The following is a 14,032-nucleotide window of genomic DNA, read 5'->3' as shown; positions in this document are numbered from 1 at the left end:
AACGAACAGAAATTCTGCAGGTCTGCCCTTTTTTATGTCCGAAGTCACCTGAGACGAAAATACACCACCAACTACTCCTTAGATTCTGCTGTCTAATTCTCAATCACGGAATTATGCAAAATGCTCAAATAGTAACTTTGCTAAATGAGCAGACCGAGAGGATTGCTTTTTTTCTAAAATATTGAAATACAAAATTTTACCTCCTATTTATAAAATATCCCAACATTTTATAATTATATCCCATTATTTTGTCATTTGTAAGACGTCAAATACCTCAGAAATAAGTATCACCTGTACCCCCGGCTGCCATGAGATTGAATCGAATAAGCTGACGATGGGAACTCTTTAGCTAAGGACACCCATAAGTTCATTTTGAAAAGAGGGGAACAATGGAGAAGGAAAACCAAATTAAAGCGATTATTTTTGATTTTGATGGCACGATTATTGATACGGAAACCGCTTGGTACAACGCTTTTCGCGACGCTTACAAGAAACACGGTGTCGAATTGACGCTGGAGCAATATTCGCAATGCATCGGGACCAGCCTGGGTGCGTTTAACCCGCACGAATATTTGGTCACGGAGCTGAATCTGCCGATCGATCTGGAGTCCTTTAGAGAAAATGTACAGTCGCATCATTCCGCACTGATGGAGAAAGAGAAGATCCGTCCGGGGATATTGGATTATTTGAAGCTGGCGAAGGCCGCTGGGCTCAAAATCGGTCTCGCCTCCAGCTCCGATAGGGCCTGGATCGACAAATATTTGAACCAATTGGGGATTAGAGACTATTTCGACTGTATCCGGACCAAGGACGATGTGAAGGCCGTGAAGCCCGATCCGGAACTGTATCTTCAGACGATCGAATGTCTCGGAGTTCAGGCAGACGAAGCGCTCGCGATTGAGGATTCACCAAACGGATCCAAAGCTGCCTTGGCGGCGGGATTGTATACGTTGGTTAGTCCGAACGCGATTACCCGCAATCTTGAATTCCCGGACACCCACCACAGGGTGGAATGCTTCAGTAAACTCGATTTGCGAGAGGTGCTCGCGACCCCGAAAGGCAAATTGATCGATGGGGCCAAGTCATGAAAGCCGTACATTTCGGACCAGGCAATATCGGACGCGGTTTTATCGGTCTGCTTTTATCCAAATCGGGATATGAAGTCTGTTTCGTGGCCCGCAATGAGAAACAAATTAACCAATTAAGGCGAAGAAAACAGTATCCCGTTGAGCTGGCCAATGACAATTCGGATACGGCCATCATCCGAAATGTGACGGCCATTCACATAAATGATCGCAAAGAGTTAGGCGAAGCGATTACGGAAGCGGATTTGATCACGACGGCGGTCGGTGTATCCGCTTTGAAGCATATTGCGCCCTCCATGGCGAAAGGCCTTGCCAGCAGATTCCGGACGAATGACCGTCCACTGAATATCATGGCCTGCGAAAATGCAATCGGCGCCAGCACACAGCTCAAAAAATGGGTGTACAGGGAACTTCCCGCCAAATGGCATGCAAAAGCGGATCAACTCCTCGCCTTTCCCAACACCGCCGTCGACCGCATTGTGCCTGTTCAGAGCCATGACGACCCGCTGAAAGTCGAAGTTGAACCTTTTTATGAGTGGGTAATTCACCGTCCGGCCCTGAAGGAGGGCCATCAAGAAATCAAAGGCGCTCTTTATGTAGACTCTCTGGAACCGTACATCGAACGAAAGCTGTTTACGGTCAATACAGGGCACTGCTGTGCCGCCTATTTCGGCTATCTGGACGGACTTCGGACGATTCAGGAAGTGATGGCCGATTCCCGGCTTAAGCAGAAAGTCAGGAAAGTGATGGAGGAAACGGGCAGCGTACTGATCAAAAGGCATGGATTGGATGAGAACAGGCACCGGAAATACATAGACAAGACGATCGAACGGTTTGCCAATCCCCATATGTCGGATAAAATCGTTCGCGTGGGACGTTCGCCAATCCGTAAGCTATCCAAAAATGATCGACTGGTTCGCCCTGCTTTGCTGGCCCATGATTATGAGATCGAGATTCCCCACCTGCTGTTGGCCATTGGAGCCGCGTTATGTTTTGATTTTGCGAAGGATCAGGAAGCTGAGAAATTGCAAAGGGAGTTGCAGCAAAAAGGGATTTCCCAAGTCATCGAACAGTATTTAGGGATTGAGGAGAAGCATCCGCTCCATGAGCAAATCGCAGAAGCCTACAAGGAAATCAAAGCGGGAGGGCATGCAGAGCCGGAGTCGAAACCTTAAGAAAGTCGAGTGATCAAAGGAAATGAAATAAGGCGCCCGAAAGAGGGTGCCTTTTTACTTGCCGAAAGCGCGATAACTCTCGCATTTCGAGCAGCAGCAGAAGTTCAGCTAATGACAGAATTAGTGAGGCAGATTTATACCTCAATCGACGAATAGAACTGCAACCAATTGGACCTTGTTATACGCGAACAAATACATCATAATGAATATTAAATAATACCTATCATAAAAAAGGTGAAATGATGACAATTTATAATTACGTGGTGGAAAAACCAAACGGGGAGCCTATTGCGCTTTCGGATTATCAAGGCAAGGTTTTATTGATCGTCAATACGGCGAGCAAGTGTAAGTTCACTCCGCAATTTGACGATTTACAGAAGGTCTATAGTGATTTTCAGCAATACGGATTTGAGATTTTAGGCTTCCCGTGTAATCAATTTGGCGGGCAAGAACCGGGGACGAACGAAGAAGCGGTTGCTTTCTGTCAAATCAACTACGGTGTAAAGTTCCCAATTTTTGCGAAGCTGGAGGTAAACGGGCACACTGCACATCCGTTGTTTCAATATTTGAAGCAAGAAGCCCCCTTCAACGGTTTTGATGAATCCAATATTCAATCGAAGCTGTTAAAAATGATCATATCCGAAAAAAATCCGGAATGGTTAGTGGGCGACGCTATAAAGTGGAACTTCACAAAGTTTCTGATTAATCAGTCAGGAGAGGTTGTACGTAGATATGAACCTAACGATGAAATCTCCACTTTGCAAGAGGACATTGTGAAGCTATTAAAAGCTTAAATAAATCTACTCGAAAAGTTAAAAAAATGAATTTCTTAAGTTGATAAGCTCAATATGTTAAGAACATTAGAATTAATTCCTAACATACAAATTTTTATATAACAACAGGGATCTGATAACGCCTGACTGAGAATAACTTGGCATGCCAATTCCTCTCGGACGACCTCTGCTATACAACAATTCGGGGATCAGGCCGCAAAAAGAACTATTATTGTAATTATGATTAAAATACTTCCACGCTAGGTTTATATCATGGTTAACCAGCAATGCTTCACCTAACCAAAAAGTAGGTCCAAACCACGGTTTTAAATCCCCCTCTTCTGTTGTCAAACTTTCCTGTCTCCAAATCCCTCCGATAAAGGGGTCCGTTAATCTCTGCTGAATGGCTTTAAGTGTTGGTCCCGACCATTCTGCCGGAAATATGGGAAATTCAGAGAAGAATAGCGTAACAGATGCATCCAAAAACTTTGTTTCCATCGACCGGGTTACAATCCCATTACGGACGTTATGCTTGGAAATGGCCTGCAATAATTCATTTGCTCCCTGCCTAAATTGGGTGGCTTTCTCATTTTCATGGATAGCTTCAGCCATTTCAGCCGCTTTCAATAATCCAAATGCCGAAATCGCGGAGGTCCATGTCATGTGCTCAAATTGTTCACCCAAGTGGGGTCCAAACGTTTCCCAAATCCCTGCATCCGGGAGGATCAGCCCGGTCGAATCACGGTTTTGTAAAATCCATTCGGTTGACTGGCTAATAATGGGCCATAGATCGTGTATGATCTTATGATCTCTTACAAGGGACCAAACTTGCCATATGCCGTATAAAATGATTCCTGTAGTGTCATTTTCAAATGCATGCTCGCTCGGTAAGCGTGTAACGACATTATAGGCAAAATAAAAGTTTCCATCCGGACGCTTAATTAAATAACCAAGCGTTGCATATAAAGCCCTTACGGCATCTTCCAGGTGGCCCGCCAATGCTAAAGTCGATGTAATCCATAAACTATCACGAATCCACACATTTCCCTGGTAAGGCTGAAATCCAATCATAATCGGGGTACCGTCTCGCTGAAGGCTCATCTTTAGCAGCGTGTTGCTAGTTCTCCAGAAATATTCAAGCTTTGGCGGGAGCGCATCGATTCTGATCGTCTCTTTATACCAAGCATGCCATTCTTGCAGCGTTTGCTGCTCACTTTGTCCAATCTGAGCGAGTGTATTCTTTAATTCCTGAAGCGCCTCCTCTTTAGAAGCCCCTGCAGCAAATACTTGATAGACAGGCTTGCTGTAAGCTGAAGCCGGGATTGTTTGAGGAGGAATCGTAAAGACTAACGAAACGGGAAGCAAACTGTGTTCAAAGAGGGTTACTTGACCCCCGGTTACAGCTTTGGAAACATCCCCTGTGATTCCTTCAGCGGAAGGAGAAACCGTCGTTGCCAGCCATTGATTTTCGGAAATTCTTGAAATAAAAAGGGAATCGTTAATTCTCTGTACAATATTTTTCAGATGTACGACAGGAAAGATGGATGCTTCTGAAGGATTGTTGCGGAGAGTCTTCACTTCGATAGAGCGTATGACAGAGTTGCTGTTAGGAGGAGCCCATGTTCGTGTCCTGACTACGGTATTGCCTTTGTGAGAGACAACTTCATAGATCCCGTAACCATGCAAATATTGAGTACGATCTAGAGAAATAATTTCCCCGAGTTGTCCAAGCTCTTCCCGAACGATTCCGTATGGATCATACCAAACCTTCTCGCTCTGGTCTTTTGCCAGCACATAAGAACCTGGTTTATCTAAAAGTGAACTTGAGATGTCAAAGTATTTGAAAAAAAGCTGACTGATTTTATCGACTGGACGACAACCTGCATCATATTGCTGAAGCCAAGCTAATACATCGCCATTCGAAATTGGAGCATGATCATCTTGATTTTGACCGATAAAATAATGCATGAACTCCACTCCTTCAATAAGGAAATCCAGGGTCATCCATAATCATATTAAAGCTTCGTGAATTTTATGTAACATCCCCCGGAATATCCGTCTCCGCGCTCGAACCCCTCCTTCTTTGGCCACTTTTTTTGTAATAGGCAATCTATAGTTCCAGTTATATTATCCCTATCATAAGATATCTCAAAAATAAGAAAGGGGTGAATAGACGATTGTCAATGATTCAGAATATTGTTGCTAACAGTGGCTTTGAATCTGGTTCGCTTACACCATGGAGCAGTAATCAGGCCTCTGTCACAACCAACGAAGCTCACACAGGAAATTATGCAGCCCTCTTAAATGGCGGGGTGAACTCCTTCATTTACCAGACTGTCTCTGTGACCCCCGGCGATTCCTATGAGCTCAAATTATCGGTGGCGAAAATTGGCGTAAGCACAGCTCCGCTCATTTCAATCAGTGTGCAGTTCTACAATGCGAATCTAGCGTTCCTGTCCTATGGCTTGATCAACTCTATACGCATTGATTCACTCCCGGCAGTACAAAATGACACTTGGAAAACCGTCTATAATGTGACTGCTCCGGCCCCACCCAATGCCGCGTACGCCCGGGTGTTAATCAACTCAATTGGCATTGCGGGCAATAGTTCAGTGCTGGTGGACGATGTGCAGCTCGTTACCGCTCAATCAACACAAGTATCGGCATGTGCCCCTTCATTTCCATTGCTCGCGCAAAAACTTCAGACTTTAATGGGGCAGTCTGTCACTATTTTTACAGGCTTTTCGCTCTCCGCTTTCGGGACGGTCGAAGAGGTTACCGACGAGTATGTGCGGATTGTCGACAGCGGAGTAAGTGATCTGTTCCCATACGCTAGTTTATATGCCATTGAGTACAGCTAAACCTATATTTTGCGAATAGAGGAGGGAAGCAACATGGCTGTGAAATCTCTGGTCTCGACATCGGCTCAGGCCATTGAAACAGTCCTTAGACCCAACATCGGCAAACAAATCCAAATTACTTCTCCTACAGGGGAGGTCATTCAAGGAACGCTAAGCAACCTCATGGGGAACTTGGCGATTGTTGAAAACACAACGACAAACTATGTTATGGTGGAAAACATTGTATGGTTTACCTTCCCATAAAGCAGGGTTGAACTTATTTAGAAGGGAGATCATGACGTGGCTACTTGCGCCATCACCTTTCCGATCACAGCTGATAAATTGAGCGGGTTGATTGGTCAGACGGTGACTTTGTTTGTGAGCAATCTAAGCGCCGTAGGAACATTAACGGAAGTAAATACTGAATACGTACGAATAGTCGACACGAATGGAGTCAATGATATATTTCCACTATTTACCCTGAGTGCTGTTGAATATAACAATGTATAACCAAAGTCTGCTTGAGAACACGATCCGATTACCAGCAAAATGACAAGAAGGGGGAGTCCCGGTGAAATGAGCGTCGCCGGGACTTAATAAGAAAAAAGTAAAGATCCCTTCGGACGTTTCGAAGGGATCTCTACAAAGGCTGGAGGTGCATTATTGCGCTGTGATATACAAATCGACGCCGTCAACTTTCGTTTCGAGGCCAAATGCTTTTGCGACGAAATCCAGGCTTACGTAGGCTTTGCCGTTAACGCTCACCGATGGGGATTTGACTTGCTGCTTAGTTCCTTGCGTATCCAGGAAGAAGCTGTCACCCGCTTTAAAAGTCGCTGTCTTCGTATCGTATTTGAACGAAATGGACCGTGTCTTCGAATCGTAGGTTACACGGGTTCCCTTGGTTCCGGACAGCACATTCGCCAGGTTCCGAACAGGAATCAGGGCATTCCCTTTGTAATCCAGCAGGTAAATATCTTGTTTAACATTGTTTACATACAGATTATAGCCATTCACCTGGGTAATCGTTGCGAAATTAACCTGCTTGTCGATTGCTTTAATGACTTCCACCACATATTCGCCTGTCCAGATTGCGGCGTTTCTTCCGCTTTCAGGATTCCAATGCTCATCGTGTCTGCCGGCATCGGACATCCCTCTGATACCCACGAAAGGAACATGGAAGCCGTTCGCCACTTGAGCCACGGCAGCCGTCTCCATATCCTCCGCCGTCATGCCAAGCACTTCATTGGTCCACAAAATCCGATCCACTTCGTTATTGAATTGGTCCGCGCTGCCGATTGTCCCGGTCATAACGTCACCATGCATGTATTTGTCCTTTACGGACATGGCGGCTTGGACCAGTTCCGGCGTACTTTTGAACGTCTTGTATTTGAGCAGGTTGTCATTGTCGTCCCGTACATCGGTCGTCATCATGTTCCACGTTTCCGGTTTGCTGCCTTCTCCCTTTTTTCTAATGGGAGTGATCGTGTTGATATAATTGATCTGCTCTTTGCCGACAACGATATCGTAAAGATGTGTTTTCTCATCGTGGCCTCCGGCTGTGCCCTGATTAATGATTGCACGCGGATGGAAAGTTTCAATGAGCAGCGTTGTTGCTGTGGACGCATTAACCATACCCATCTCCGTTCGGTTTACGATGACCGGGATTCCGTCGATTTTGCCGATGTAATAGCTGTACATCCCCACTTTTTGCGTCTTATATTGACCCATCGCTTTAAGCAGCGATTCGATTTCTGCATCAAGCGCTCCTTGTACCGCAATTGGGGCAGGCTCCGCCTTGTTGGCCGCGGCAGCCGCCGAGTGACCAGTGAAGCTGCTGATCATAACCATAAAAAATACCATTACCGTTGCTGTAACTTTCTTCACCTTTGGTTCCTCCAAAATCTCTTAATTTTTAAACATTAATATAATCAATAATAGCTATGGATGTAAAGTACAATTTTAATCGGACTGCAAAAAAACGTTTATCAAAATATTCCACTTGGTCCGGAGGAATAGGAACCATGAACAAAAAAGCTTCCCGAGAACCTGTAATAACAGTCCTGCAGGAAGCTTTTTTTGTTTATGCATGTATGGAAATTAAATGCCTATTCCATCCATTTTTTGTAGAGAGCGTCGAATTTGCCTTGCAGCTTCATTTCATCCATCCAGGTTTCCAGATAGGTGGAGTAGATGAAATCACCGCGAGGGATCATATAACCTTTTTCACTCTTGGTGAAAGGTTTGTCCGTCAGAGCGGCATACAATCTTGAGTCAGCTTTGGCATACGTCATGGCTTCCACGGTGTCTGTGATCATAACGTCATAAGTTCCGTCCGCCACCAGATGCGGGATATCCAGATTGTTCTGAACAACGGTTACGTTGGCGTTAGTCAGATACTGACGGACAAAGATTTCGTTTGTTCCGCCTGGATTTACGCCGATACGTACGGAAGGCTTATTGATGTCTTCGATCGTAAGGTATTTGTCCTTGTCTTCGGCACGAATCAAAGGCGCTTTACCGAATGTGATGTAGCCTTGGGATACATAAGCGGTTTTTTGTCTGGCCGTATTGCGGGTTACGCCGCCCATAGCAATATCAAATTTGTCGTTCAGCAAGTCTTTCATCATGCCGGACCAGGTGGTAGGGACAAAACGGACCTCTACACCAAGGTCTTTGGCGAGTGCTTTGGCAGCGTCCACATCAAAGCCTTCGTACTCGTTTGTTTTAGGGTTCAGATATGTAAAAGGTCTATAATCCCCAGTCATACCTACCCGAATGTATCCTCTGTCGATAATTTCATCGAGCTGGGAATCCGCAGCATTCTTCACATGTCCAGGTGCAACTTGTGTTGCGGAATCAGCCGATACATTTGGTGCGGAGAACAGGTCGTGACTGGCATAACCTGTGCCTACCAGCGATAAAGTGATAACTCCAGCCAGCAATACTTTTTTCCAATTTTTAAACATGTGTGGTTCCTCCGTTCGCATCTTTGTTTGTTTTGTTGACACTGCCTGCCTGCGGGTCCTACGAGTCATTCCTCTACTGTCTTGCATTCAGCGCCTGGGCTCTTTGATATGCATCCCCCCTTTCAAGTTCCTGTCAGGGCAGCGGGTCTTGGATGGAGACATGAAAGGGCGTTTAGACTTTAAATTTGGACAATTCTTCGCGCAGTTCTTGAGCGGCTTTCTCCAACTGCTGAACGGAAGAAGAAATTTGTTCCATGAACCGGATCTGCTCTTCAGCAGCCTCAGCCGCATTCCGTGCGTCGCTTGAAGTCATCACGGCGATGGATTTCATTTCTTCCACCGAAGCACTGACCTCTTCGGAGCCTGCAGACATTTGTTCGGAAGCAGCGGATACCTCCAGAATATGCTCGGCCACATTGCGGGAAGCTTCCAGAATGCTGTTGAAGTTCTCACGTACGTCTTCGATATAGGCAATGCCTGTCTTAACATCGTTGCGGTTATCATTCATAACCTGTACAGCATTCTGCGCATCCTGCAGGATTTCGCCCACGATTTGCGATATTTCTTCTGTAGATTGGCTGGATTGTCCCGCCAGCTTCTTTACCTCTGCGGCTACGACAGCGAAGCCGCGTCCATGCTCTCCGGCTCTGGCTGCTTCAATGGATGCGTTCAAAGACAGAAGGTTAATGTGAGTCGTAATATCGGTAATGAGATTCAGAATTCCAACGATTTGCTGGGACCGTTCATTAAGGCGTTCAATCGCCGCTCCCACTTTGTCGGTGCCTGTCCCGATACTGCGGATCTGCTGGACAGCCTGCTCCACAACAGCCGCGCCGTTCTCGGCGTGACTTGCGGCCTCATGTGCCACTTCCGACACGAGGGAAGAGGATTCGGCAATTTTTACGACGCCGGTCGCCATGTCTCTCATAGAAACGGCAATTTCCTCCGAGCTTGTGGCATGCGTGGTTGCTCCATTGGCAATTTGACGGATGGACGTGCCTACCACGCCAACGCTTTGCTTCGTTTTGTCAATTCCTCCGGATACCGCTTTGGTGACGTTCATGACCTGGCTTGCGGTCTCGGTAACACCCTCAATCAGATGCTTGAGATGAGCTACGGTTTGGTTGAAATCACCGGAAAGGACAGCCACCTCATCCTTCCCATGAACTTGGATCGTTTTCGTTAAATCGCCTTGCGCTACTTCTTTGACAGCGGCATTCAGCTTCTGGATCGGCCGGATCAAACGTACCGTAAACCCATACGCAATAAGGACTGCCGCAAGGAGTGAGACAATCGATATAATGACCAGGTCATTGGTCAGTTTCGCAATTGGCGCAAACAGGCTCTTGGTCGGAGCTGTCACAAAAACACCCCACTGATAGGTGGATGGCGTATAGGCTGCCGAGTAATTGTTATCATTCATGGTATAGTTGAAGAAGCCCGTTTGGCCTTGAATCGCCTTCTGGTAAGCTTCACTGACCGGCTTTATGTTCTGTTCCTGCACGGTTGTGGTCAGCACAAGATTCTTGTCCGGATGCCACATAATTTTGCCGGCTTTGCTGATCAGGAAGGCATATCCGTCTTTGCCAAACTTCTGTGTAGATACGGCTTTCTGCACAGCATCGATCGGAAGTGTCGACCCCATGTAGCCGTACTGTTTGCCGTCTTTCATCAGCGGGACAATAATCGTGATGATGTTGTGTTTAGTGCGTTTGGAGACGACAGGCTCTGACACGATGATCTTGCCTTCCCCTTTTCCTGCTTCGCGGTAATGGACGCGATCCGAAACGTCGGTGGTCTCTCCCAGGAAGTTGATCACATTTTTACCGGTCAGGTCATAGGAGAAATAGAAGGTTTCGTACTCTTGGTTCTGTTCCTGCGCTCTCTGAATCCGCTTTAAGTCTTGTTCCTTGTTGCCCGTAATCAGTTTGCCGACGGACTCTACCTTGGCAATTTCCGTATCAATGAATTCATTGATGCTCATGGCCAGATTGGATGCGGTGAGCTGAGCCTCCCGCTTGATGCCATCCTGCAGTAATTGGGATGCTCTGAAAAGGCTGGCAAAGGAAACCGAACCCAAGCTGAGCAGCAAGAGCAGGCAAATCAAGATAATTATTTTTTGCTTAAGTTTGAAGCTCATTACAATTATCCCTCCCGACACTAGTTCCGGGGCCCTACACAGTGTCTCTCCATATTGTTCTGCGCAATTCTCTCTGTTCCCCATAGGACTGGAAGCCCAATCCCACCTGTGAATAAATTATGCAAAATGTTTGGATTACGGTAAGACTCCACTTTAGCTGTTATCGGCAACAGCCGTTCATTTTTCAAGCGTTACGCGAGAAAAGTTTAAAATTTATTTTGTGAAGCGATTACATTTTTTTGCGTATTTATCCCTAATAGAGATTAGCAACTATAGACCTATTTTTCAAATATTTTAAAATAACATTGAAAAGCACTTCCACACGTTTCAAACTGGGATTGAACCTCTGTGTTTAGATACGATTCGGTGAACCATATCATAAAAAGCGGCAAGTTGTTTAAGACGTAACTGAGCCCCAAATCTAATTAGAATTGGGGCTGACTACTAAGTTTATTGTTTTAATTTATACCGAAATTTAAAGCGACTAGCTTTTGGGTCTTCAGGTACTATACGTCCGGCTTTACGTAGTTTTTGCAGGGATTTTTTTACCTTATTCTCTGAATCCTCACCAATTAGTTGCCGGGCAATTTTATTTGTTATCCACTCATTTGTTTTTAAATTATCAATGATTTGATCTTCATATGAAGCCAATTTTCTATGGTGTAAAGTAACAATAACATTATTATCAATCTCTTCAATTTCAGGTGATACCAACCCAGCTTTTCGCATCGCATTATAAGCAGTGTTCAGGCCTTCGCCTAAATCGTGATTCATAGGATCTGGGAGTTTATTAATAATACGAACTAGATTTGGGTTCCGAGCAAAGTGTGCGTTCAAGATATTTTCTTTAGTTACATTACCAGGAAGACGTCCTGGTGACTTAATCTCGATTCTGTTATCAAAGATTGTAATATGAATGTCGTCTGCAATGCTGTAATCACGATGTAGAAATGCATTCACGAGAATCTCGTGTACTGCTTCGATTGGATAGGATACATCTAATTTTATCCCATCCATATTGGTAGATTCCTCATCTATTATTTTGAATATTGTTTCTTCAGCGGAGTGAGCTAATTTCTCGAGTGAGCCTGATAAAACAATATTTTTAGCCAGTTCTTCACGCTTATATTCGCTCGATAATGTTTTCATCCGGACAATTTTTACGCTTGCTTTAGATTGTAGGACTTCTTGGGGTTCTTCATCAAAAAGAAGTACACATGCTACAGTTGGCTTTACTTTATCTTCCTTCTCAATAGTAAGTCTGTTTCTTCTGAGAAATCGTACGGGTTCCTGATTACTACCAATTCTCTCAAGGTAGTTATCTAGAAAAGGTGCATCAAGAATATCGTCGAGTTCCGAAGCTTCAACACGTTGTTCTTCAAATTTGTAAAAACCTTTAGAATAGCCAAGTTGAGTCACTTGGTCACCTTTTATTTTAATAGAAGATGCGTTTATTCTTTGATATCAGTCACCAGATGTAGTATAGTGTACTTTCTCACTTTTTGGAATTATTATATGTACGATATAGTTATCGTTATATTTTTGTAATTCAATTTCTGCTCCTTCAACTGTAGGGTTCGTTTCCATGATTAGATGTTTAATAATATCATTTGCTTGTTCGGGTTCATTGAAACCTTTTATTACAGTCAAATTCTCTTCCCGAAATCCTCATTCATCCTTATCTTGATTGTTTATTTTCAACGACTCGATCCAGCCATTCTTGAACCAAAGAGTTAAATAAATGATTTTGTTCGATCTGAAGGTTATGACCGGCACGATCCAACAGGATAAAGCTTGCTCTAGGGAATTCATTTGCTAATTCCCATTGATTTCGATAACCAACAACATGATCTTGTCTTCCAGTCATAATGAGTACAGGTTTTTCATAGGGTTGATCCAACACTTCTTGATGAGAAGAGAGATCATACTTATGCTCGATGCGCTCCAAAAAGGCATGGTCTGCCACCTGGATTCCCGAAAGGATCTCGGTTTGAAATCGAGCCCAGTTATATGCATCCTGTACGACTTGCATAGCAGTGAATTCTTCCTTTTGTTCATGGTCCAGCTGCTTTAAAAATGCATCGTCTTGCGCAATAACCGTGAACGGTGGGGCATCGCGCTTTATTCTTCCAGCTGAAGGGCAAATCAGCAGCAATCCATCTATTTGGTCAAATCTTCTTGTTAATAATCCCTTTGAGAGATACCCTCCGTAAGATTCCCCTGCAAGTAAAAAACGCTCTTCACGTAGTACTTTTTCGACAAATTGATCGATAACGTCGAGCATATCATCGGAGGAATTGATCCAATCTTCTTCTTTGGTCATACCCATTCCTGGCAAGTCGATATATATTCGCTTCCACCCTGGCTGCCTGGAAAAAATAGGTTCCATACATCCCATCATCAGTCGCCGATCACAAGAAAACCCATGAAGCAAAAGAATAGGGGTTCCTGATCCGAAGACCTCATAATGAACCGTAATCAAATCCAATTCACATTTCATGCAAAGTACCTCCCATTAAAATCCATAGACATCAATGTTTTAGATTGTACAAAATAAACATATAGATGTCTATGTATTTGTCTGGAAAATTATAATTGCGGATGTTTATACGCTGCTTTGAGTTAAACGAATCAGGTAGGAGAGATTGAGTCTTCTATCGTAAATTCACGGACCGGTGTAGGAGAAGCTCCATCGTGCATACGCCAAACAAAATGATAAAGAACTGGCTTATGGTTTTAGTTCGACGCAAAATAACCGATCCATGGTTATCATAAATCGTGGTGGCAATGTATTCAACATCATCTACTCCATCAAGTTTCTTACCCTGTGAGTTCATCTTACGAAATTGCTGCATGAACTGTTCCTTAGTAATCGTTACGGATTGCCCGTGCGGGTCTGTGCGAATATTTTCGAAGCCGGGTGCGTAGATCGCGTCATTTTCTCAAGATTCATAGCCATCCCCGCGTTGAAGTAATCGTCATAGCCTTTAAAAAGGGGTTTGTTTTCATTTTTGGATTCTCCTTTAGCGTGCTTGCCGCACGTCGGTATT

At 44.5% G+C, this 14,032-nt stretch carries 11 protein-coding genes; 5 read left to right on the top strand and 6 right to left on the bottom strand.

Annotation, left to right across the window (positions count from 1 at the left end):
• The first annotated feature begins 407 nt into the window (after positions 1–407).
• From K7397_RS19505 to K7397_RS19495, 3 genes are all read left to right on the top strand, one after another.
• On the top strand, positions 408–1,088 hold the full coding sequence (locus K7397_RS19505) for an HAD family hydrolase (RefSeq protein WP_223070217.1): 681 nt from the start codon (positions 408–410) through the stop codon (positions 1,086–1,088).
• Positions 1,085–2,260: a mannitol-1-phosphate 5-dehydrogenase gene (locus K7397_RS19500; protein ID WP_223070206.1), complete on the top strand. Its 1,176-nt coding sequence runs from the start codon at positions 1,085–1,087 to the stop codon at positions 2,258–2,260. The genes K7397_RS19505 and K7397_RS19500 overlap by 4 nt, the downstream gene beginning before the upstream one ends.
• Positions 2,261–2,502: 242 nt before the next feature.
• Positions 2,503–3,054 (top strand): glutathione peroxidase, encoded by a 552-nt coding sequence (locus K7397_RS19495; RefSeq protein WP_223070212.1) that lies wholly within the window; start codon positions 2,503–2,505, stop codon positions 3,052–3,054.
• Between the two features lie 72 nt (positions 3,055–3,126).
• Here the strand turns inward: K7397_RS19495 and K7397_RS19490 are convergent, their stop codons facing one another.
• Entirely contained in the window at positions 3,127–5,001 is a 1,875-nt protein-coding gene (locus K7397_RS19490; protein WP_223070204.1) for a glycoside hydrolase family 15 protein, read from the bottom strand.
• Between the two features lie 215 nt (positions 5,002–5,216).
• Here K7397_RS19490 and K7397_RS19485 point away from each other — a divergent pair, with 215 nt between their 5' ends.
• Positions 5,217–5,894, top strand: coding sequence for an NTTRR-F1 domain (locus K7397_RS19485; RefSeq protein WP_237691071.1), 678 nt, complete (start codon positions 5,217–5,219; stop codon positions 5,892–5,894).
• A gap of 33 nt (positions 5,895–5,927) precedes the next feature.
• Positions 5,928–6,137, top strand: a complete 210-nt coding sequence (locus K7397_RS19480; RefSeq protein WP_223070199.1) for a hypothetical protein — start codon at positions 5,928–5,930, stop codon at positions 6,135–6,137.
• A 396-nt stretch (positions 6,138–6,533) separates the two neighbouring features.
• Here the strand turns inward: K7397_RS19480 and K7397_RS19475 are convergent, their stop codons facing one another.
• From K7397_RS19475 to K7397_RS19455, 5 genes are all read right to left on the bottom strand, one after another.
• Positions 6,534–7,760: a phosphorylase family protein gene (locus K7397_RS19475; protein ID WP_223070197.1), complete on the bottom strand. Its 1,227-nt coding sequence runs from the start codon at positions 7,758–7,760 to the stop codon at positions 6,534–6,536.
• 221 nt (positions 7,761–7,981) lie between these two features.
• The gene (locus K7397_RS19470) at positions 7,982–8,842 is read right to left on the bottom strand and encodes a transporter substrate-binding domain-containing protein (RefSeq protein ID WP_223070194.1); all 861 of its coding nucleotides are present in this window, start codon (positions 8,840–8,842) and stop codon (positions 7,982–7,984) included.
• 172 nt (positions 8,843–9,014) lie between these two features.
• A complete protein-coding gene (locus tag K7397_RS19465; RefSeq protein WP_223070192.1) occupies positions 9,015–10,982 on the bottom strand; it encodes a methyl-accepting chemotaxis protein in 1,968 nt (655 codons plus the stop codon).
• 450 nt (positions 10,983–11,432) lie between these two features.
• Complete coding sequence (locus K7397_RS22075) at positions 11,433–12,401, bottom strand: ATP-binding protein (RefSeq protein ID WP_223070189.1); 969 nt, start codon at positions 12,399–12,401, stop codon at positions 11,433–11,435.
• A 259-nt stretch (positions 12,402–12,660) separates the two neighbouring features.
• Complete coding sequence (locus K7397_RS19455) at positions 12,661–13,482, bottom strand: alpha/beta fold hydrolase (protein ID WP_223070186.1); 822 nt, start codon at positions 13,480–13,482, stop codon at positions 12,661–12,663.
• Between the last annotated feature and the right edge of the window lie 550 nt (positions 13,483–14,032).

This window comes from Paenibacillus caui (assembly GCF_019904135.1).
Lineage (GTDB): Bacteria > Bacillota > Bacilli > Paenibacillales > Paenibacillaceae > Fontibacillus > Fontibacillus caui.
Note: the sequence above shows the minus strand (reverse complement) of the source record. Positions and strands in the feature narration are given on the sequence as shown.

Bases quoted from the DNA above. Each gene is read 5' to 3' on its own strand.
- K7397_RS19500 (WP_223070206.1), top strand. From the start codon at position 1,085: ATGAAAGCCGTACATTTCGGACCAGGCAATATCGGACGCGGTTTTATC.
- K7397_RS19495 (WP_223070212.1), top strand. From the start codon at position 2,503: ATGACAATTTATAATTACGTGGTGGAAAAACCAAACGGGGAGCCTATT.
- K7397_RS19490 (WP_223070204.1), bottom strand. From the start codon at position 5,001: ATGCATTATTTTATCGGTCAAAATCAAGATGATCATGCTCCAATTTCG.
- K7397_RS19485 (WP_237691071.1), top strand. From the start codon at position 5,217: ATGATTCAGAATATTGTTGCTAACAGTGGCTTTGAATCTGGTTCGCTT.
- K7397_RS19480 (WP_223070199.1), top strand. From the start codon at position 5,928: ATGGCTGTGAAATCTCTGGTCTCGACATCGGCTCAGGCCATTGAAACA.
- K7397_RS19470 (WP_223070194.1), bottom strand. From the start codon at position 8,842: ATGTTTAAAAATTGGAAAAAAGTATTGCTGGCTGGAGTTATCACTTTA.
- K7397_RS19465 (WP_223070192.1), bottom strand. From the start codon at position 10,982: ATGAGCTTCAAACTTAAGCAAAAAATAATTATCTTGATTTGCCTGCTC.
- K7397_RS19455 (WP_223070186.1), bottom strand. From the start codon at position 13,482: ATGAAATGTGAATTGGATTTGATTACGGTTCATTATGAGGTCTTCGGA.